Source organism: Pedobacter panaciterrae (assembly GCF_013204795.1).
GTDB classification, from domain to species: Bacteria; Bacteroidota; Bacteroidia; order Sphingobacteriales; family Sphingobacteriaceae; genus Pedobacter; species Pedobacter panaciterrae.
Map to the genome: position 1 here is coordinate 378,393 of NZ_JABMKW010000016.1, position 20,555 is coordinate 398,947.

15 protein-coding genes are annotated in these 20,555 nt (G+C 39.1%); 3 read left to right on the top strand and 12 right to left on the bottom strand.

All coding sequences use genetic code 11. The features are described 5' to 3' along the window. Positions 1-46: 46 nt before the first annotated feature. A complete protein-coding gene (locus tag HQN86_RS09580; protein ID WP_172660767.1) occupies positions 47-400 on the bottom strand; it encodes a DUF6717 family protein in 354 nt (117 codons plus the stop codon). Beyond that, positions 397-894, bottom strand: a complete 498-nt coding sequence (locus HQN86_RS09585) for a GNAT family N-acetyltransferase (RefSeq protein WP_172660768.1) — start codon at positions 892-894, stop codon at positions 397-399. The genes HQN86_RS09580 and HQN86_RS09585 overlap by 4 nt, the downstream gene beginning before the upstream one ends. A gap of 167 nt (positions 895-1,061) precedes the next feature. Here HQN86_RS09585 and HQN86_RS09590 point away from each other — a divergent pair, with 167 nt between their 5' ends. Both HQN86_RS09590 and dcp read left to right on the top strand, forming a co-directional pair. Continuing rightward, positions 1,062-1,871, top strand: coding sequence for a hypothetical protein (locus HQN86_RS09590; RefSeq protein ID WP_172660769.1), 810 nt, complete (start codon positions 1,062-1,064; stop codon positions 1,869-1,871). A 94-nt stretch (positions 1,872-1,965) separates the two neighbouring features. Further along, complete coding sequence (gene dcp, locus HQN86_RS09595) at positions 1,966-4,110, top strand: peptidyl-dipeptidase Dcp (protein WP_172660770.1); 2,145 nt, start codon at positions 1,966-1,968, stop codon at positions 4,108-4,110. A gap of 21 nt (positions 4,111-4,131) precedes the next feature. On the opposite strand, the gene HQN86_RS09600 is transcribed toward dcp, so the two are convergent. Beyond that, complete coding sequence (locus HQN86_RS09600) at positions 4,132-4,767, bottom strand: Pr6Pr family membrane protein (protein WP_172660771.1); 636 nt, start codon at positions 4,765-4,767, stop codon at positions 4,132-4,134. A 156-nt stretch (positions 4,768-4,923) separates the two neighbouring features. On the opposite strand from HQN86_RS09600, the gene HQN86_RS09605 reads away from it, so the two are divergent. Beyond that, positions 4,924-6,711 (top strand): alpha-L-fucosidase, encoded by a 1,788-nt coding sequence (locus HQN86_RS09605; RefSeq protein WP_172660772.1) that lies wholly within the window; start codon positions 4,924-4,926, stop codon positions 6,709-6,711. Positions 6,712-6,727: 16 nt separating this feature from the next. Here the strand turns inward: HQN86_RS09605 and HQN86_RS09610 are convergent, their stop codons facing one another. The 9 genes from HQN86_RS09610 to HQN86_RS09650 all read right to left on the bottom strand — a co-directional run bounded on the left by HQN86_RS09610 (position 6,728) and on the right by HQN86_RS09650 (position 20,549). Continuing rightward, positions 6,728-7,474, bottom strand: coding sequence for a LytR/AlgR family response regulator transcription factor (locus tag HQN86_RS09610; protein ID WP_172660773.1), 747 nt, complete (start codon positions 7,472-7,474; stop codon positions 6,728-6,730). A gap of 140 nt (positions 7,475-7,614) precedes the next feature. Beyond that, positions 7,615-10,602: a sensor histidine kinase gene (locus HQN86_RS09615; protein WP_172660774.1), complete on the bottom strand. Its 2,988-nt coding sequence runs from the start codon at positions 10,600-10,602 to the stop codon at positions 7,615-7,617. A 70-nt stretch (positions 10,603-10,672) separates the two neighbouring features. Then, on the bottom strand, positions 10,673-12,082 hold the full coding sequence (locus HQN86_RS09620) for a c-type cytochrome domain-containing protein (protein ID WP_172660775.1): 1,410 nt from the start codon (positions 12,080-12,082) through the stop codon (positions 10,673-10,675). Positions 12,083-12,085: 3 nt separating this feature from the next. Beyond that, complete coding sequence (locus tag HQN86_RS09625; RefSeq protein WP_172660776.1) at positions 12,086-13,024, bottom strand: sugar phosphate isomerase/epimerase family protein; 939 nt, start codon at positions 13,022-13,024, stop codon at positions 12,086-12,088. 35 nt (positions 13,025-13,059) lie between these two features. Further along, a complete protein-coding gene (locus HQN86_RS09630; protein WP_172660777.1) occupies positions 13,060-14,568 on the bottom strand; it encodes a DUF1501 domain-containing protein in 1,509 nt (502 codons plus the stop codon). Between the two features lie 5 nt (positions 14,569-14,573). Beyond that, positions 14,574-17,312: a DUF1553 domain-containing protein gene (locus tag HQN86_RS09635; protein ID WP_172660778.1), complete on the bottom strand. Its 2,739-nt coding sequence runs from the start codon at positions 17,310-17,312 to the stop codon at positions 14,574-14,576. Positions 17,313-17,583: 271 nt separating this feature from the next. After that, on the bottom strand, positions 17,584-19,575 hold the full coding sequence (locus HQN86_RS09640) for a heavy metal translocating P-type ATPase (RefSeq protein WP_172660779.1): 1,992 nt from the start codon (positions 19,573-19,575) through the stop codon (positions 17,584-17,586). Between the two features lie 45 nt (positions 19,576-19,620). After that, complete coding sequence (locus HQN86_RS09645; RefSeq protein WP_172660780.1) at positions 19,621-20,052, bottom strand: Fur family transcriptional regulator; 432 nt, start codon at positions 20,050-20,052, stop codon at positions 19,621-19,623. A gap of 29 nt (positions 20,053-20,081) precedes the next feature. After that, positions 20,082-20,549: a VOC family protein gene (locus HQN86_RS09650; protein ID WP_246269527.1), complete on the bottom strand. Its 468-nt coding sequence runs from the start codon at positions 20,547-20,549 to the stop codon at positions 20,082-20,084. Positions 20,550-20,555: the final 6 nt, after the last annotated feature.

Here is a 20,555-nt window from a genome sequence, read left to right on the forward strand (position 1 = left end):
CATCCCTTTCTTTGTTTCTATCCATTTCCAAAATCACATTTTGGATTTATAAATTAACCGGGGCAATATAAATCACTTTAGGTAATTTATAGAATACATCAACCGTGACCTGGCAAAGCCACATTTCATGATTAAACAATTCACCCCTATAGGTTTCCATAATATAATTACCACCACCAATAGTATTAGTTAAGTCTTGAACAAGTTTAATCCTGTCGGCACCCTCAAACTGTTCATCACTCATTTCTAAGTAACATTCATTACTATATCCACTAACTTTATCGAGCATAGTATCTGCCCCATCTACCATTTGCAAATCATCAATCGAGCCACCCCATTCAGGCAGATCAATGTACCACTTACCGTCAGCCGTCTTGTAAAATCTAAATGTGTCTTTCATATATTATCGGGTGAGGAAATAAAAACCATTTTATGAATGTCGTAACTTATGCCTTTATGGATCATCGTTTTACTTTTCTCTGTTAAGAATTTGAAACCAACCGATTCATAACACCTAATTGCCGCATAATTCTTTACCCAGGTAAAAAGTTCAACAATACTTGTATTGTAAAGTCGCTTAGATTCCTCTAGGAGCATTTGAATAAAGTACCTTCCTAATCCCTGGCCTCGAAGTGCTGGTTCTCCCACAAGAATCCTGGCTAATCTTGGGTAGCCACTTTCTTGAGGAATAATCTCTCCGAAAGCAAACGGAAGCTTTTCTAAGGTATAGCCTATATAAAGATGGCGATCTGGATAAGTATCCTGATAATCCTGAATTTGCTGTTCCGTTAAAGGATAAGAAAAATCTGTCCCAGAGAACTGAAGCAAAAGTTCTGCATCGGTTACCCAGTTCTCCAATAATTTAAAATCTGAACTTTTGTATGGTTTAAGCATTTCCTTAAATATCTATTCCAAATCTATTGTTAAGGATTTACACCACCAAGAAGAAAGTTAAAAGCATTAATTTTTTATTCATATCAATGTTACCAAGTTATATTTGGATATTTAATGTCAGAATTTAACTTTGTTTAAACCAAATATTCCTCTTATCTCAAAATTTTATGAAAACTATTTTTTACGCCCTTTTAACAACCGTTGCTTTCTCAGCTTGTCAAGGCAATAAAGAAAATGCTGCAACTTATGCCCCGAGAGTGCTAACTGCAACAGAAAAGTTCAATTATTATCCCGAAACCAGAGGCGACACCTTAGCGCTTATTACTGCCGAAAGTGATAAAAAAGCGGCTGAAGAAACAGAAGAAGTATTTAATGTAAAATACAAGGATACAGTCATTCAAATCCAAACAAATCCGGCAGACAAAGCCTCCGCTATAGGTAAATTTTCTACTGCTGAATATGTAAACACTCAAAAAACCGCTTTACTGGTTCAAATTGCCGACAACTCAGGTCTGGTAGCTCCTGTATATTTAATCACAATAACAGATAAAAAACCAGACGTGATTAGCCTTTACAGAGCATCTAAAGGTAAAGAGGATAAAAAATATACCAAGGGAATTATCAAAACCGGAAGAGATGGTTATTTAGTTAATAATGATTTCTTTGTTGCCAATGTTAACGCTAAGGTTTTCTTAATTAAAAGACAAAATCCGGACGAAAGAATCCAGGGAGAATTCATGTTGAAGTCTCCGGATAAACAAACATTTGCATTTCTAGGCGAAAAATCTTTCTTCCAGGTGCACTATCCTACAGGAAAAACATATGATCAACCTTTAAAAACTTTGCCAACCGCAAAAGGAAATGACCTGTTTGTATGGATTCAGGAAAACTATAAATGGGATAGAGATAAAGAAGGCATTTCACACTTAATCCCTAGCGACAACGATAAGATTGTCGATTTAAAATCATTCAAGTAAGCATTGCAAGTTTTACATAAAAAAGCGCCTGTATCATAAGTGTTGATGCAGGCGCTTTTTTATGTACATTAGATCAACAAAATAAAAAAACTGCATGAAAACATCATTTAAGGTTCCTTTATTTGCAATGCTTGCAATTCTAACATCTTGCCAAAATACCGATAAAAAGTCGACAGCAGACGGCACGGCTTTATCATCCTCAAACCCCTTTCTTAACCAGAGTAAACTACCTTACCAGGCGCCTGATTTTGATCATATAAAAGATAGCGACTTTAAACCTGCTTTCGAGGAGGGAATGAAAATTCATTTAGAAGAAATCCAGAAAATTGCTGGCAATACCGAAACTCCGACATTCGAAAATACGTTTGTAGCAATGGAGAAATCAGGTGAAATGCTCACAAGGGTAAATCGGATATTTGGCCTTCTTACAGGTGCAAATACAAACGATGATCTACAAAAATTACAAGAAGAAATTGCACCTAAACTTGCTGCTCACCAGGATGCTATATCATTAAATCCAGAGCTATTCAAAAGGATCGAATCCATTTATAATACAAGAGAAAAGTTAAAATTAGATCAGGAATCAAAACGATTAGTAGAGTATTACTATCAGGCATTTGTTTTAGCCGGAGCTAAACTTTCAGAAACAGACAAAACAAATCTTAAAAAGCTGAATGAACAAGAGGCCTCGTTAAGTGCTAAATTTTCTAATCAGCTTCTTGCTGCTGCCAAAGCAGGTGCTTTAGTTGTTAATGACAAATCAGAACTTGCAGGCTTATCAGAAGGTGAGCTTGCTGCTGCCGCCCAAACTGCGAAGGCAAACAAGTTAGAAGGCAAATGGATGTTATCTCTTCAAAACACCACCCAACAACCTTCACTACAAATGTTATCAAACCGTGCAACCAGACAACAGCTATTTGATGCCTCCTGGAACCGTGCTGAGCGAAATGACACAAATGACACCAGAAAAGCTATTGTAGAAATAGCAAAAATCAGAGCAGAGAAAGCAAAACTTATCGGCTTTCCTAATTATGCTACATGGAAACTGCAGGATCAAATGGCTAAAACTCCGGCCGCAGTTGAAACCTTCTTCTCTAAACTCGTGCCCTCCGCAACAGCAAAAGCCAAAGCTGAGGCTGCTGATATCCAGGCTGTAATTGATCAGCAAAAGGGTGGTTTTAAAGTAGAGCCGTACGATTGGAATTACTATGCAGAACAGGTTCGCAAAGCGAAATATGATCTGGATGAAAATCAGATAAAACCTTATTTCGAATTAAACAAAGTACTTCAGAATGGTGTATTTTATGCTGCCACCCAACTTTATGGCATCACTTTTAAGGAGCGCACGGATCTTCCGGTATACCATAAGGATGTTAAAGTATATGAGCTCTTTGATAAAGACAATACTACCATAGGCTTGTTTTACTGTGATTATTTTAAACGCGACAACAAATCTGGAGGCGCCTGGATGGACAATATGGTTGGCCAGTCTAAGCTATTGGGTACTAAACCTGTAATTTTCAACGTATGTAACTTCACTAAACCTGCAGCCGGTCAGCCGGCATTAATCAGCTTTGATGACGTAACCACAATGTTCCATGAGTTTGGTCATGCGCTACATGGTTTCTTTGCAAACCAGCAATATCCAAGCCTATCTGGTGCCAATGTTGCCAGGGATTTTGTGGAGTTCCCATCTCAGTTCAATGAACATTGGGCAATAAATCCAATGGTATTTAAAAATTACGCTGTTCATTATAAAACAGGTGAGCCAATGCCACAAACATTGATTGATAAAATCAAAAAAGCCGGTACATTTAATCAGGGTTATGCATTAACAGAAGTCCTTGCCGCCGCCGCCCTTGATATGCAATGGCATAAGCTATCAGCAACGGATCCTTTGCAGGATGCAGATAAATTTGAAACTGCCGCCCTACAAAAAACACATCTTGACCTGTCGTATGTTCCATCACGCTACCGTTCTTCTTACTTCTTACACATTTGGGGAAATGGCTATGCAGCGGGTTATTATGCTTACCTGTGGACAGAGATGTTAGATCATGATGCATTCTCCTGGTTCGAAGAAAACGGAGGATTAACCCTTACTAATGGGCAACGCTTTAGAGACATGATACTTTCAAAAGGCAATACAGAAGATTATGGTAAAATGTTCAGAGATTTCCGCGGACATGATCCAAATATTTCGGCAATGCAGAAATACAGAGGCTTAATTACAAAATAACAGATAAAGGGAACCGGTTAATTACCGGTTTTCTTTTTTAAACCTTCCTCCTATCCAAACCGATAAAAACGACAACACGAGGAATACAACAAGCACATAAAAACAGTTTACAAATACTGTTGCGTACCCATACTTCGCCACGTCTACAAAAGGGTAAGGGTAAAATCCTGATGCAGATCCTCTGTATAAGATAAACATCAAATAAATAAAAGGGTAAATAAGCCAGCTAAAGGTACCATTCCATTTCAATGAATCCTTGGATACAAACAAGAACCAGTATAGCACAAATAAAATAGGAATAATTAAATGGAGTAACTCATCAACTACCAATTGTAAACCCTTTGGTTCCCACGTAAACCTCAATATCAAATTATAAATTAAGGCCACTACAGTAATATACACCGCAGTTGCTGTAAGAGTAGTCGGCTTTGTAAAGAAACCGCTGTCCTTTCGTTTCAGCAAAAGTGAAGTAAAGCACAATGCCACAAGAATATTAGTTAAAACAGTAAAGTAGCTAAAGTATCGAATAACCGACTCATCAACCGGCACAATATTGCTTTGCATAGTAAGATAAAGCTGCGCTATTAGTGCAAACCAGCCCAATATAACACCTGTTATTAACAACCAATTACCACCTTTGGTATCGCTCTGTTCCATGTATACCAAGTTACGGAAAAAGGAATAATTAGCGTAACATAAATCTCAGGCCAAAAAAGTTTAATCATTAGCTATTAAGGAAGAATAATCTTATTCTCTATCCCCTATCTTAGTATTATTAACCAAATCAATAATCTTCCTATAAACGAAGCATTCATGTCTATTTTAAAAGTATTTATAACCACAGGTATTCTCACTGCATTCCTATTTAACTCATCAATAGCACAAGACATTGAACGATGGGACAAACAAGTAAATGAAAAAGAAAATCCTAACGCCAAGTGGTTTAAAGAAGCAAAATTTGGCATGTTTATTCACTGGGGTCTATATTCAAAACTTGGAGGCGTATGGAATGGCAAGGATTATTACGGTAGTGGCGAATGGCTAATGCATCAGGCCAAAGTTCCTGCTGCAGATTATGCAAAAGTTGCCAAAGAATTTAATCCCGTAAAATTTAATGCAGATGAATGGGCCGACCTTGCAAAGGATGCTGGCATTAAGTATATGGTAATTACCGCTAAACATCATGAAGGTTTTGCAATGTACGATTCAAAAGTAAGCGATTTCAATATCGTAAAGGCATCTCCTTATGGGAAAGACCCTATGAAAGCGCTTTCAAACGCCACAAGAAAAAGGGGTATACAATTTGGCTTTTACTATTCCCAGTTCCTGGATTGGCACGAACCAAATGGTGGTGGTAACAAATGGGACTTTGACGAAACAAAAAAGGACTATCTAAAATATTATAAAGAAAAGTCAATTCCGCAGCTAAAGGAATTGCTTACCAATTATGGTGATCTGGGTATTGTTTGGTTTGATATGCCAGGCGGTCTGGATAAAAAACAAACTCAGGAACTGGTAGACAGCATGCATGCCCTACAGCCTAAGAGCCTGTTTAGCAGCAGGGTTGGACAAGGGCTGGGAGATTATCGCACCTTTGGTGATTCTGAAGTTCCTGCAACGCCAATTAAGGGTGCCTGGGAATCCATATATACGCATAACGATTCATGGGGATATATTAGTCATGATATGAACTTTAAATCTCCAAAAGAAATCATCCAGCTCCTTGCAACTGTAGCTTCTAAAGGTGGTAACCTTATGCTAAACGTAGGACCTGACGGAGAGGGTAACATCCCTCCTTATTCAGTGAAATATTTAAGAGAAACCGGTAAATGGCTCCAGGCAAATGGCGAAAGTATTTATGGAACAATCTACGGATTAGTCCCTGCCCAACCCTGGGGTGTTACCACATCTGCACCGGGCAAACTATACCTTCATGTACTAAATAACCCTGGAAACGGAAAAATCAGGATACCAGGCGTAAATGTAGCAGTAAACAAAGTGTATCAGCTTGCAAACAAACAACCGGTTAAATGGATAAAACAAGGCAGCGATATTATTGTAGACATGCCTAAATCCTTAAACGAACACAACACGGTGCTTGCTGTTCAGTTTAGTGGCAATCTTAACGATGGTTATGCGGCCTCAATACCACAGGTTTCATTACAGTATGAGTTCAATACAATAGATGCAGTAAATGCCGAAGTTAAGGGAAATGCAGAAATAAAATCGCTTACTTACAGCCATTATTTTGGCGACTGGAAACACACCACCTGCGTAACAAACATGAGCAGCCCTGGGGATGAAGCTTCTTTTAAGTTTTCGGTAGCAGAACCGGGCGATTATAAAATATTACTGGAATATTCATGCCCTGAAGCAAGCAGTAAACAAGAAGGTCTGATGAGCTTTAACAACACAACCTATAAGTTTCTAACATTAAGAACATCAGAATTTAGTGCAGGCAAACCATTGTTATTTATTAAACACCCCGTTGCCATCGTTTCTGTTGATAAACCTGGTATTTACACCATAAAATTAACTCCAGACACTAATGGAAAAGCTTTATTTAGTTTAAAGTCTATTATTCTGCAACCGGTATTGTAAAAACATTATTTCCCAACTATATCTTGGTAAAGAAATTCAGAAACTCCTGTTTTTTTGTCCGGCTTAGGTTGATGACAGTGTTATTAGTCATAACTACTTCCCCTCCTTCACCTCTGATATAGTGTTTTATATAATCGAGGTTAATGATAAAGGATTTATGAGCCCTAAAAAACGAATGATCGCCCAGGGCCTCTTCAAATGAGGAAAGTGTTTTACTGACTAAATGAACCTGCCCGTCGTTCATCATAATGTTCGTATAACAACTGGTTGCTTCCAGGTATAATATTTCTTTTATCTTGATAAAATGAAGTCCCTTACTACTGGATAAAGCCAACGTATCCATGATTCTGGTTTGTGTAAAGTGCTTGGCCATTTGAAACTGTTTCTTAGAAGCAGCAGTTTCGTTGTTTAAAAACCTGTCTACAGCATCCTTCAGTTCCGTTTTATCAATTGGCTTTAATAAATAATCCAATGCATTTAACCTCAATGCAGCAATTGCATACTGATCATATGCGGTAGTAAAAATTGTCTGAAAGTTAAACTCATCAAATTGTTCCAGAACATCCAAACCACTCATTACAGGCATTTCTATGTCCATAAAAACAATATCCGGATGGCTTTCTTCAATAATTAATTTAGCCTCAGTACTTTTCTGACAAGTAGCAACCACCTCAATTTCCTTACAGCACTGGTTAAGCAAGTGCTGTAGTGTTATTATACCATGCTTCTCATCGTCAACGATAATAGCTCTGATTGCGTTCATATCTAGATAATTTTAGGTCTATAACTTTTAGTCCTTGCCAATAAATTTAATTCATTAATTCGTAAAACACGAAAACCAATTAGTAAACGGTAAGTTTTAACTATCAAATGGTTATCTCTTGGAAAAATTCTTTTACAAGTTTAATAAATCATGTTAAGATAAATATGAACAGCAGTACCTATTGCCTGGTTGTGTTTATTATACAGGTCCTCAATTACAATCTGGCTATCGCTGCTCAATAGCTTCAACCTGCTCGATGTAATATCAACCCCATAAGATTTATGTTTAAACTGGCTTGGCATAAAAGATCCGGCTGCAACACGACCAATGCCATTGTCTTTTATTGTGATATGTAATATGTTCTCATCACTTTTTTCTATCAATACTTCCAAAAGCCCCATCCCCTCTTTATTTCTTAACCCATGCCAAATGGCATTCTCGGCAAAGGGTTGCAAAATAAGCGGAGGAACTTTTAAAGATTCCGGATGGATATCCTTGCTGAACTTAATAATATATTCAAAACAATGTTCCAGTCGAACAGCTTCCAGATTCAGGTAAAGCTTCAGTGTATCAAGCTCCTTATCCAAAGAAATAGCGGTGTGTTTAGAATTATCCAATATATTTCTCATCAGCTTAGAGAAAGTGGTAATATATTCACTCGCCTCTTCAGTTTTGTGTTCAATAACAAAGCTATTAATAGAGTTAAGTGTATTAAACATAAAGTGCGGATTCATTTGCGATCTAAGGGCCTGCATCTCCGCATCTTTGAGCTTCCGTCTATACTGCTCTTCTATCTTATGCTGATGAAATAAATACCTGTAAACATAAACTATACCCAATATAATAAGCCCAAACATCAGAAATAAAAACCATTGCGTTTTATAAAATGGGGCGGGTAAGTATACTTTTACCAATAATCCTTTTGATTGCCAGTTCTCCATGTTGTCCCCGGCCTCAATTAATAAACTATAGTCTCCGGGAGCAAGATGTCTTAAAGACAATTCAGCCTTATTACCTAAGTAATTCCATTTGGTCTCATCTTTAAATTTATAGCGGTATATTATTTTTCGCTTGTCAATATAAGTAAGTGACGAGAAAAGCAATTCCAGTTCTGTCTCTCCTTTTTTTAGCTCAATATTAGGATTATTTGTATTAATGGTTTTGCCATTTATCTTAATGCCGCACAGTTCCAGTTTGTTTACCAGTTGGGATCTTACAATTTTACTTACGTCAATAAACGATAAACCGTTCTCAACCCCAACAACAAGATTCCCATTTTTCAGTTTTCTAAATCCGTAAATCAAATCGTCGCCTGGTAATCCATCTATTTGCGATATTCTGATTACTTTATCGGTATTCTTATTGTAAACATTTAATCCTTCCTCTGTCGCAAACCAAATATTTCCATTATGGTCTTCTGTAATCCCTTCAACCCTATCATTTGCTACATCATAGGTTTTAGTGTTCAACAACTTTTTTATCTCTCCATTAGCATTAAGCAGGTTCCAACCGCCATATCCTGAAACAAGTACATTATTATTCGTTGCCGGGGCAATCCGGTTATAATAATCGCCAGAAAACATCGAATGATTGGCATTTGCTTTAAACTTACTTACTTCAGTAAAAGCCTTTTGCGATTCATTATAGATGGTAATCCCGAAATCTTTAGGCATCCAGCCGATCAACCAGATCTTACCGTCATTGTGAACATATATATCATTCCACAAATTGTCAGACCAAAACTGTTTATCATTCATCACCAATCCCTCCTCTTTTTCAAGAGAAGGCCATTTGTAAACCTGAACAGGCTGTCCGGCAGGCAATATCCAAAGTTGTTTATTTTTATAAAGAATGCATTTTCTTATTGCCCCATTTAAGGGTATTGGCAGCTTTTTAATCTTTTCGTTATCAACAAGGAAAACACCAACATTTGTACTTACAAAAAGCTGATTGCCATTAAGCTGTAAACTCTCACATTTAGCGTTCTCATCTGGTAGTGGGAGTTTGCGCCACACCGATGCCCTGCTATAAATCCATATTAAGTTATCCCTGCCACAGGTGTAGATATCGCCATTCGGCATTTCAGCAATATCCACCAACATATTCCCCGGTTTTTGGAAATCAGCGGGTAGCATCTCATTATTTATCGAAGCATAGCGATTAAACAGTTTCACCAAACCCTTATTTGTGGCTATCCAAATAACTTTCGTTTCGTTATTTACAATAACTTCATTAATGATCTGTCCTTGTGTTTTATAAAGTAGCTTAGGTGTTAAATCGGTATCGCTTAACAGATATACGAACTGATCAGAATACAATAACGTCTGGTTAAGCCCATCAAAAACTATTTTGCCTAATCCAATAATCCGGTCATTGCCGGGCAAAGAAGGGAATTGTTTTATCTCCTGTGTAATCAGATTATACTTGGCAAGCAATCCGGTAGTTGCCCCGAAAAGAACTTCTTCTTTATTGATTCGCAATGCTGAAATATAGTTTAAGCTCCTTAGTTTAGCATCAGGATGAATACTAAGCTTATCTGTACTCTTTTGCCAAACATATAGTCCACGATTTGTAAACACCCAGATTTCGCCTTTTTGTATTTCTAAAAAAACGATATTCCTCTTTATCTTATCAGCATTTTTATCAGTAAAGAACACTTTACCCCTGGAACCGTTAGCATTATAATATTTAATGTTGTTAAAATCACTGCACCATATCCGATTCCCAGAATCAACAAAAATATTCTCAAAATGATCATTATTTGGATCAGTATCATGATACTTATTGGACACAATCACCTTTGGCTTGTCATAAAAGTTCTTTAACAAGCACAGCCCATTATAAACATCGTGGTAATAAATAACATCGTTTTTAACTAAAAGCGAGGTAATATTGGTAAGGGCTGCTGGATGCTCTAAAAAACGATAACCATCATATTGCGATAAGCCTCTTCTGGTTGCCAGATACAGATAACCGTTTTTACTTAAACTGAGCTGTCTCACGTAATCAGAGGGCAGTCCCTCATCAAATCTGATAATCTCATCCTTTAAATGACTTTGCGTCTTGCCATAAAAAGGCAAAATACAAAGCCACAATAAAATGTAATTAACAGATGCTTTAATGCCCATTGTGTATTAAACTTATCAATTTGCAGCGTAATTTGCAAATGATTAGTTTACAACAATAAAGTCATCGTCTCTATTTTGCCACCGGAGGTTTCACTTCGGTTGTATCTTTTTCAAGAGTAGGCACAACGTAGCCACCAAAATCCAGGGTCACTTTAGGAAATACCTTTTTAAGCTTTACCTCATCATCTTTAGTAATCCCTGTTTGGTATAAGTAAATACTATTTAATTCTTTTAAACCTTTTAATTGCTCTACTCCGGCAGCAGTAACTTTAGTACCAACAAGATTTACATATTGCAGATGACTTACACCTTTAATCAACGCTATTCCTTTATCAGTAACTGCAGTTCTGCTTAAATTAAGACGGATCAGATTATCGAGTTTAGCAACTGCCTGAATCCCTTTATCATCTAAAGCGGTGTTGGCAAAATTAAGCCAAACCAATTGTTTGTTTAACGGCTCTAAAAGCTTTAACACATCAGCATTTGCCTTTGCAGTAACAAAACTGGCAGATAAATAATTACTGGTACTTAGTACAGGAATAACCACTACACCTGCCTGTTTAAGCTTTTCAATAGCCGCAGCATCTGCCTTTCCAATTTCTTTTTCAGGAATATCAGCTAATTTATTTTCTTTTTTAGCTGCTCCGGTCTGGAAACTTAGCAGAAGTGCTTTTTCTTTCTCTGATTGTTTAAAATCCTGCACCTTTTTGTTAAAGTCTGCTCCTTGTTTTACCCACCACTGCAGCAATTCAATCTCTTCGGCAGTAAGCTGTGGTTTTTCTTTTGGAGGCATATGATCCTCATTAGAAGGCGGCAAAAGCAATCTTTTGATCAACTCACTTTCTTCAGCACTTCCCGGAACCAATGTTTTACCGTCTTCGCCTCCTTTTAATATAAAATCCTTTCCGTCGAGCCTCAGTTTTCCTTTCTGTTTTTCTGCACCATGACAATTATAGCATCTGTTTTGCAGCAGGGGCTGAATCATATGGGTATATGCCATTGCCTGTTGTACATTTGCGATTGGCGGTATAGCGGCCTTTCCTTTCCCATCATCTTTTAACGCAGAGCTGATATAATCAGATCCATGAGTAAGTGAGCCCCCATAATGCCCGGTAATGGTTATCAGAACGATTAAAATTACGGCTACCAGGTTTAATACGCCTTCTTTAGCCTGCTTTTTATACATCGTATAAACAAGCAGCGAAATAACCGACACGCTAATGCCTAGCCACTGATGGATGCCAACCATATTGCTATCGTAATCTCCACTTTGCGACAACAAATAACCGCTTACTGAAGAAAAAACAGCACCCAGTCCTCCAAGTAAATAAATAAGGGGCACTGCTGGCTTTAGCGCAGAAAACTTAGTATTAATAGTTAACAGTTGAAAAAGGCATCCCAGCAACAAAATACCTATTGGTAAGTGAACAAGAATAGGATGAAACCGGCCGATAAGGTCGGGAATGGATAATAATGTCATCTCTTACAACTGATAACGCTTACGCAGCAGGTTCATCATATAAACATTTATCGCCCATTGGTCGGCCACTGGCTGTCGGGTGTAGGGCAAGGTCTGTAAGTAATCAGGTGGACCAAATTCTGTTAAAATGGTCATCCTTTCGCCTTTCAATTTCTTACGTTCTATAACCTTATCCCACCATGCAAGATGTGCTTTTATAGGACCATCCCATTCTGGTGCGCGCGGATCGTTAACCTGTGCTCCTTGCGGATGGCCAACTCTGGAATGAATATGACTTACCCTTTCCAATGCAATATCAATAGTTGCTTTCTGATCTGCCAGCAAACTTTCATGTACCACACACCAGTGCGATATATCCAGAGTTAACCGCAAATCAGGATTTTTCTCAATAAAGTTTCTTGCTATAGGTGCGCAGAAAAGCATTCGCCCACGATGTGTTTCATGATAAATCGGAACACCGGTTTCTTTACTCTTTTTGGTTGTATAATCTATAAATAGCTTGTTCTCCTCATAGGTAAAATAATCTTTACCAGAATGACAGTTCACATAAACAGGCTTTTGAAAACTATTCCCTGTTGCTGCATCCAGATTTTTCTTAAAGGCATTTAAATGTACCGCTGGCTCACTCTGGCTGCCACCGCATAAAAAACCGACCTGTAAACCATGTTTCTTTAGTGCGGTAAATAAATTTTCCTGCGCTTTGGCATCATCTCCAGGCCACCAAACCTCAATCCCCTCATAGCCTTCTTTTTTTGCTAAAGCGCAAAACTCATCGGTAGTACCAGGGAAACCCCAATCGGTAGCCATAAATAACAATTCATAGCCTGCCTTTGCTTTAACGTAAGGAATTTCCTGAGCAGCTATTTCGCCTAGCGGAATCAATAATCCGGCAGCTGTTGCCGTTGCAGTAGTTTTTAAAAAATGTCGTCTGTTTTGGTGCATTTATAATTGCGGTAAAAGTTCTTTAAGTAAATTAATTAAGCAATAACATCATGAATAACCTTGCCGGCCACATCCGTCAGTCGGAACGGGCGACCCTGAAAAGGATAAGTAAATTTCTCATGATCAAAACCCAGTTGATTCAGTATGGTGGCTTGAATATCAAAGGCATCCACCTTACCACTTACGCCGCTGTATCCGATCTCATCAGTTTCTCCATGGGTAAAACCTTTTTTAATGCCGCCTCCGGCCATCCAAATGGTAAAGGCATCCGTATGATGGTCTCTTCCATTATACGGGTTCTGAACCCCGTTACGGTTCTCCATCATTGGCGTACGACCAAACTCACCACCCCAAACAACCAGGGTTTCTTCAAGTAAGCCACGCTGTTTCAAATCCAGAAGTAATGCTGTAATCGGTTTATCAATACTGCGGCATTTATTCTTCAGTCCTATATTTAAGGAATTGTTAGGTCCATCACCATGCGCATCCCAGCCCCAATCAAATAACTGTACATACCTTACCCCTTTTTCAACTAATTTACGGGCAAGCAGAACGTTATTTGCAAAGCAAGATTTGCCTGGTTGTGTTCCATACATTTCATGTATGTATTCAGGCTCATCATTAATATTCATCACCTCTGGTGCAGAAATCTGCATCCGGTAAGCCATCTCATATTGCGATATACGCGATAATATCTCAGGATCATTGTAAGCTGCATACTCTTGCTCGTTAGATGCATTAATCGCATCTATAGAAGCCTTGCGCAAATCACGGCTCATTCCATGAGGGTCTTTGATAAATAGTACCGGGTCTCCCTCACTTCTGCATTGTACCCCCTGATATACAGAAGGCAGGAATCCACTGCCCCATATGCTCTTACCGGCATCAGGAAAACTTCCGCCACTGGTAAGTACCACAAAGCCCGGAAGGTTCTGATTTTCGGTACCCAATCCGTAAGTAGCCCAGCTGCCCATACTTGGCCTGCCTAAACGAGGGCTCCCTGTATGGATTAACAACTGCGCGGGCGCATGGTTAAACTGATCTGTCGAAACTGCCTTTAAAAAACTAACGTCATCTACCATTGTAGAAAAATGCGGAAGGTTATCGCTAACCCATGCCCGGCTTTGGCCATGCTGTGCAAACTTTGCCTGCGGGCCAAGCATTTTAGGCACTCCGGTAATAAAAGCGAACTTCTTACCTGCCAGCAAAGATTGCGGACAATCCTGTCCGTCCATCTTCATCAGCTCCGGTTTATAGTCAAATAATTCCAGCTGAGAAGGTGCACCTGCCATATGCAGGTAAATTACACTCTTAGCCTTACCTAAAAAAGGTGGTGCCTTTGGTAACAAAGGATGCACCGGATCATACAAAATATCATTATTGGTTTTACCTCCCAAACCACAGCTGCCCAACAAGGCTCCCATAGCCACGGCACCAAGTCCCATTGCACTTTCTTTAAGGAAATGCCTGCGTGTAAAAGCCCTGAGTTCAGTTTCCTGAGCTTCTTTTACCAGGCGATGTGCGTTCAATTCATCTCTTGTCATTACAATTAGTTTTTTGTTACCGCTTCGTCCAAATTCAACATTGCATTTGCCACAACCACCAGAGCGGCTGTTTCCGGATACTTATCCGTTTGCTGGCCTCCAAGAATTTGCTTTGCTTTATCGGGGTGTACTTTATAGTCATTCAATGCCGTCAGATAAAGGTTATCTAACACCTTAAGTTTAGCACCTGATATAGGCTTATACATCATCCACTCATATCCTTTAGCAATTTGACTTTTTATTTCTTTCCCACCCTCCTTCTTCATTCTTAAAGCAAAATATTTAGCCATATCTATATATGCCGAGTCGTTAAGTGTAACCAATGCCTGCAAAGGTGTATTGGTTCTGATCCTCCGCGGACTACAAACTACTCTTTGCGCTCCATCAAAAGCAATCATAGATGGGTATGGCGAGCTTCTTTTCCAATAGGTATAAATTGCTCTTCTAAATTGGTCTTCACCCGTAGCATTATTCCAGGTAGCTCCATTGTATGGCGAATTCCAAATACCATTTGGCTGCCAAGGCATTACACCCGGACCATACATCTTAGCACTTAATATTCCACTCACAGAAAGGTGCTGATCTCTGATCTGCTCTGAAGTCAGTCTCATTCTCGATCCACGTGCATAATACTTATTAAACAGATCTTTCTTTTTCGTATCCTCAGTTACTTTCGAATCTTGTCTGTAAGTTGCACTCATCACCATTTCCTTAATCAACCGCTTCATACTCCATTTGTAATCATTCATGAGTTGCCACGACAAATGATCCAGCAGTTCTTTATGAGTCGGGTTCATTCCTTGTGTGCCCATATCCTCCAATGTTTCTACAATACCTGTCCCAAACAGCTGCTCCCACAAGCGGTTGGCCATAGTTCTTGACAGCAAGGGGTTCCTTTTATCCGTAAGCCACATGGCAAGCCCTTGTCTGTTTTGAGGCGCATTAGCCGGCATGGCGTAGGCTAAAGACTTAGGAACGCCGGCATGTACTTCTGCTCCAGGTGTAATCCATGCTCCTCGCTTAAACACAAATGTTTTGCGGGATCTGTCCGACGGATTTTCAACCATAATAGGTATCGTTTGTACGTTGGCATTCAACAGCGTCCAGAATGTCGCTTTGTTTTCTTCATATCCCGGCTTACCCTTCCCAGGAAACTGTGGTGAGAAACGGAACCAATCAAAGTATACAATAACTTCGTCCCTATTAGTTGCTGTTGGATTAGTATAAGTCAGGTAAACATCATGCACACCGGTCTGAGCTTTAAAATCAACAGCCAGATTTCGGTAACCGGGGCCTTCAGGAACTTTCCATGAGGCAATTACCGGCCCACCAGGCTTATCTAACCTTAACTGCATACTTCCACCCGGCTTACCAGATGAATATCTATAAATCAGCTGATCAACCTTGTTTAGGTTCACGGCAGGAATCCTGGCTACTGCATTATTCTTAAAGAAAAGTGCAATGTTGTTATTTCCTATAATCGCGTTGACCATACTATCAGCAATAACAGAGTTGATAACCGGTTGACCTGTTTTTAAGAATTTATGAATCTCCTTTGATTTTTCAGGCGATACATTCACCTTTAACCATTCAGTTAATGAAGTTAATTTTGTTTGCAAGGAATCATCATACTGTCTTAACAAAGGATATTCCGACGAAATATCTTCATCTCTGGTGTTGTTAAAATAAGCCATGAATTTATAAAATTCATCATGCTTAAATGGATCATACGGATGGCTATGACATTGTACGCAGGCAAATGTTGTACTCAACAATCCTTCCCAGGTAGTATTAACGCGGTCTAAAACCGCAGCAACCCTAAACTCTTCATTATTTGTCCCACCCTCATCATTGGTCATGGTATTTCTTTGAAACGCTGTAGCGATATACTGGGCGTCGGTAGGATCTGTAAAAAAATCACCTGCTATCTGTTCAGTAACAAATTCATTGTAAGGCATGTCCTTGTTAAATGCACGGATCACCCAATCGCGGTATTGCCAGATGTTTCTGCCCACATCGGCCTCGTAGCCTTTGGTATCTGCATATCTTGCAACATCTAACCACATAGATGCCCATTTCTCTCCAAAACGCTGAGAGGCCATTAATGAATCTACTAAGATTTGGTAGGCTTTATCTCCATCTTTGGCTGTTAAGTATTGTTCTGCCAGTTTTTTTGGCGGAGCCATCCCAATCAGATCAAGACTTGCCCTTCTTAATAAAGTTGGTCTGTCGGCCTCGGCAGATGGTTTTAATTCCTGTTCATCAAGTTTCTCAAGGATGAACTTATCAATATCATTCTTAGCCCAGTCGCCACTAACATCTGGTATCTCTACCTCTTTTACTGGCAAATAAGCCCAATGATCGCCCCATTTGGCACCTTGTTTTATCCACCTCTTAAAAATGTCTATTTCATCTTCATTGAGTGCTTCATGTTTGTAAGGCATACGCTCTTCAGGATCTTTGCTTAGCAAGCGTTTTATCAGCTCACTTCCATCAGGATCTCCGGGGATAATAGCAGGCTTACCACTTTTAGTAGCAGCAATTGCTTCCTCATGGAATAACAAGCTAAATCCTCCTTGTTTTTTCACGCCTCCGTGACAGGAAATACATTTTTTGTTAATAATAGGTTTTACTTCAGTATTGAAATCCACTTTCTTATCATACGACATCAGCAGTGAACATACAATCACCACAGCAAAAAGGACAAGCAGGACCAATAGTTTCTTGTTGCGAAAAAATTTCATAACGACATTACAATATTTGGCTTCAGTGTGTTAATGTAAATTACCTATTATTTCACATAAAAACCTAACAGCCAGTGCAAAAGTTTCTAACAAGAGGCGGCAAAAACAAGCAAAAAACCCTTTTAACTAGCAAAACAAACCTTTGCGCAAAATTTTCAATGTCGATGCAACTTTTTCAAAAAACAAGAATACTTATCATCCTAACACGCAGTGCACGCGTTTCATCCTTATACTCGTCATCTCTCCTATAGTCGAGACGGCGTATTCTCCCTTAAAATTTAATGTTCTGTATTCTAACAGCATTCAGAATAGCAAGCAGTGCCACACCCACATCAGCTATCACCGCTTCCCACAATGTAGCCACACCACCAGCACCCAAAATCAATACAGCAACCTTCACAATCATAGCCAGAGCAATGTTTTGCCAAACTATGCTGCGCGTAATCTTACCAATCTTTATTGCAGTTACAATTTTTGAAGGCTGATCGTTCTGTATTACAATATCGGCAGTTTCTATGGTAGCATCACTCCCCAATCCCCCCATAGCAATTCCGGCATCCGCCAATGCCACAACAGGCGCATCGTTTACCCCATCACCAATAAAAGCAATCTTTAAATTTTTATCCTTAAGCGCCTGCACTTTCTCCACTTTATTTTCAGGTAAAAGATCACCAAATGCATCATCAATACCTAAAAAGGCCGCTACCCTGCTTACCACACTTTGCTTATCACCACTTAGCATTACCGTTTTTATACCCAGGGCATGCATATCCGCAATGGCCTGCTTGGCATCTTCTTTTACTTCATCCGCAATAGTGATATAACCGGCATATATCTTATCAATGGCTACAACTACTACGCTATCGGTAATGTCATCTATGGCATTATCATAAGCTATGTTAAACTTTTTAAGCAATTTCGCATTACCCGCAAGCACCTCCCTGCCATCAATGATTCCTTTTAAACCATGACCGGCAATCTCCTCAACCTGCTCTATTTTTACTCCTGAGATTTCATCTCCGGCATATTCCTTAACTGCTACAGCAATTGGATGGGTTGATTTACTTTCGAGCGCAGCAGCTATCCTTACAAGCTCTTTTTCATTATATCCGTTAGCCACAACTACCTCCTGGACATCAAAAACTCCCTTGGTAAGCGTTCCTGTTTTATCCATCACTACAGTATTTACAGTAGTAATTACGTCCAGAAAATTAGACCCTTTAAACAATATACCATTCTTAGATGCCAGGCCAATCCCGCCAAAATACCCCAGGGGGATAGAAACCACCAATGCACAAGGGCAACTAATTACCAGGAATACCAGCCCTCTGTACAACCAATCGCTAAAGTTATAATCGGCTACAAAAAAATAAGGGACTGCAACCACAAGAACAGCCAATAAAAACACTATTGGAGTATACACCTTGGCAAAGCGCGAAATGAACAATTGTGTTTGAGATTTCCTGGCCGTAGCGTCTTGCACCATTTCAAGAATTTTACTCAGCTTACTATCTTTAAACAAGGCTGTAACCTTTAATTCGGCAAGCTGGTTCAGGTTAATCATACCGGCAAGTACAGATTCACCTTTTTCTTTATTGTCAGGTCTGCTTTCGCCAGTCAGGGCAGCAGTATTAAAGGTTGCCTTATCCGATGTTAACACACCATCAAGTGCTACCTTTTCACCCGGTTTAACCTGTATAATTTCATCAATTTGAACCTCAGCAGGCAGCACATTAATTACCTTTCCATCTCTGATCACATCCACACTATCCGGCCTGATATCCAGTAAAGCCTTAATACTTCGCTTTGCGTTACTAACAGCTGAATCCTGAAACCATTCTCCTATCGAATAGAATACCATAACGGCAACACCCTCGCTATAAGATCCAATTGCAAAGGCTCCAATGGTAGCTACACTCATCAGAAAAAACTCATTAAAAAAATCAAGTCTTATTGCTTTTCGAAATGCCAGGGCAAGCACATCATACCCGGCCAATAAATAAGCAGGGATAAAAACTACCAGCTGAATAACATTACTAAACACAATACTGAAACCATACTCCAATACCATCATAACAATGATAATGGCCAGCGCTGTTAATAATGGCCAATGCCCTATTATCCCTGATGGTTCCTCGGCGCCATGATTATGCCCATCATCATCAGAATGTTCGTGTTGATGGTTCTCTTTATGATTGTGTGTTGCTGCTTTTTTTGGTTCCTCAACCGAACAGCAATCTTTATGATTATTTGATAATTGCATAACTCTAAATATATAGCCAAAGGTACAGGCTACAGCTATGCAATGCTATTGCAAAGGTATAGATGGATTACACTGATCGCATATTCCTTTAATAATGAGGTTCATCTCCTGACGAAAGAAATTAATAGGCAGTGAGATATCAGGTATTTTGGTATTTGGCAGACAAAATGTTTCCTTACAGGTATTGCAATAAAAATGAACATGAAGATCATGATGATTTTCTCCATCACAATCTTCCTCGCATAAAGCATATTTTGTGGCACCGGTGCCGTCCTCAATACTATGAACCAGCCCCTTTTCTTCAAAAGTTTTCAATGTCCGATAAAGCGTAATCCTATCCGATGGAGCCATCCCTCTTTCCAGGTCGTTTAAACTGATGGCCGCATTTTGCCTGGTTAAAAACTCCAACACTAACAAACGCATAGCGGTGGGATTAATATCCTTTACCTTTAATTTATTCTCAATATCTATTATCATAAGCCTTGCACTTTTTATCGAAAATCACACTATTTATGATCATCGTTCACTTCAAGCCAATGGCCGTCCGGATCTTTAAAATATACTTGTTTTATACCATCAACCCTTAAAGTAACTGCCTTACGTGTTCCCGCCCAGTCTTCAAATTCAATTTTCTTAACATTTAGCAGCGTAATGAACTTGTCTACAGAAGGTACACTAAAACATAAATGTTCATTCTTATCATGCTCTACGCCTGCTTTTGCACCTTGAATTAAATGCAGATGTCCGGCAGGGCCAATAGAGAACCAGGTATGTTTACCATCTTTAAACGGCTCCGGAATAATCTCCAGATCAAAAACATCTTTATAAAATGCTGTAGACTTAGCCAGATCAGTAACATACACTGCAATATGATTTAGAACTGCTCCTTGTTGCTTCTTTTCTGCTTGCGCCATTGACTTTTGGAACGGGGTTAACATTACCAGAGTTAAAACGATTAATGTAAGGGTTTTCATATAGAA

Excerpts from the sequence above, each read along its gene's own strand:
- HQN86_RS09640 (WP_172660779.1), bottom strand. The coding sequence starts at position 19,575 with ATGCAATTATCAAATAATCATAAAGATTGCTGTTCGGTTGAGGAACCA.
- HQN86_RS09645 (WP_172660780.1), bottom strand. The coding sequence starts at position 20,052 with ATGATAATAGATATTGAGAATAAATTAAAGGTAAAGGATATTAATCCC.
- HQN86_RS09625 (WP_172660776.1), bottom strand. The coding sequence starts at position 13,024 with ATGCACCAAAACAGACGACATTTTTTAAAAACTACTGCAACGGCAACA.
- dcp (WP_172660770.1), top strand. The coding sequence starts at position 1,966 with ATGAAAACATCATTTAAGGTTCCTTTATTTGCAATGCTTGCAATTCTA.
- HQN86_RS09650 (WP_246269527.1), bottom strand. The coding sequence starts at position 20,549 with ATGAAAACCCTTACATTAATCGTTTTAACTCTGGTAATGTTAACCCCG.
- HQN86_RS09585 (WP_172660768.1), bottom strand. The coding sequence starts at position 894 with ATGCTTAAACCATACAAAAGTTCAGATTTTAAATTATTGGAGAACTGG.
- HQN86_RS09615 (WP_172660774.1), bottom strand. The coding sequence starts at position 10,602 with ATGGGCATTAAAGCATCTGTTAATTACATTTTATTGTGGCTTTGTATT.
- HQN86_RS09630 (WP_172660777.1), bottom strand. The coding sequence starts at position 14,568 with ATGACAAGAGATGAATTGAACGCACATCGCCTGGTAAAAGAAGCTCAG.
- HQN86_RS09605 (WP_172660772.1), top strand. The coding sequence starts at position 4,924 with ATGTCTATTTTAAAAGTATTTATAACCACAGGTATTCTCACTGCATTC.
- HQN86_RS09620 (WP_172660775.1), bottom strand. The coding sequence starts at position 12,082 with ATGACATTATTATCCATTCCCGACCTTATCGGCCGGTTTCATCCTATT.
- HQN86_RS09610 (WP_172660773.1), bottom strand. The coding sequence starts at position 7,474 with ATGAACGCAATCAGAGCTATTATCGTTGACGATGAGAAGCATGGTATA.
- HQN86_RS09600 (WP_172660771.1), bottom strand. The coding sequence starts at position 4,767 with ATGGAACAGAGCGATACCAAAGGTGGTAATTGGTTGTTAATAACAGGT.
- HQN86_RS09580 (WP_172660767.1), bottom strand. The coding sequence starts at position 400 with ATGAAAGACACATTTAGATTTTACAAGACGGCTGACGGTAAGTGGTAC.
- HQN86_RS09590 (WP_172660769.1), top strand. The coding sequence starts at position 1,062 with ATGAAAACTATTTTTTACGCCCTTTTAACAACCGTTGCTTTCTCAGCT.
- HQN86_RS09635 (WP_172660778.1), bottom strand. The coding sequence starts at position 17,312 with ATGAAATTTTTTCGCAACAAGAAACTATTGGTCCTGCTTGTCCTTTTT.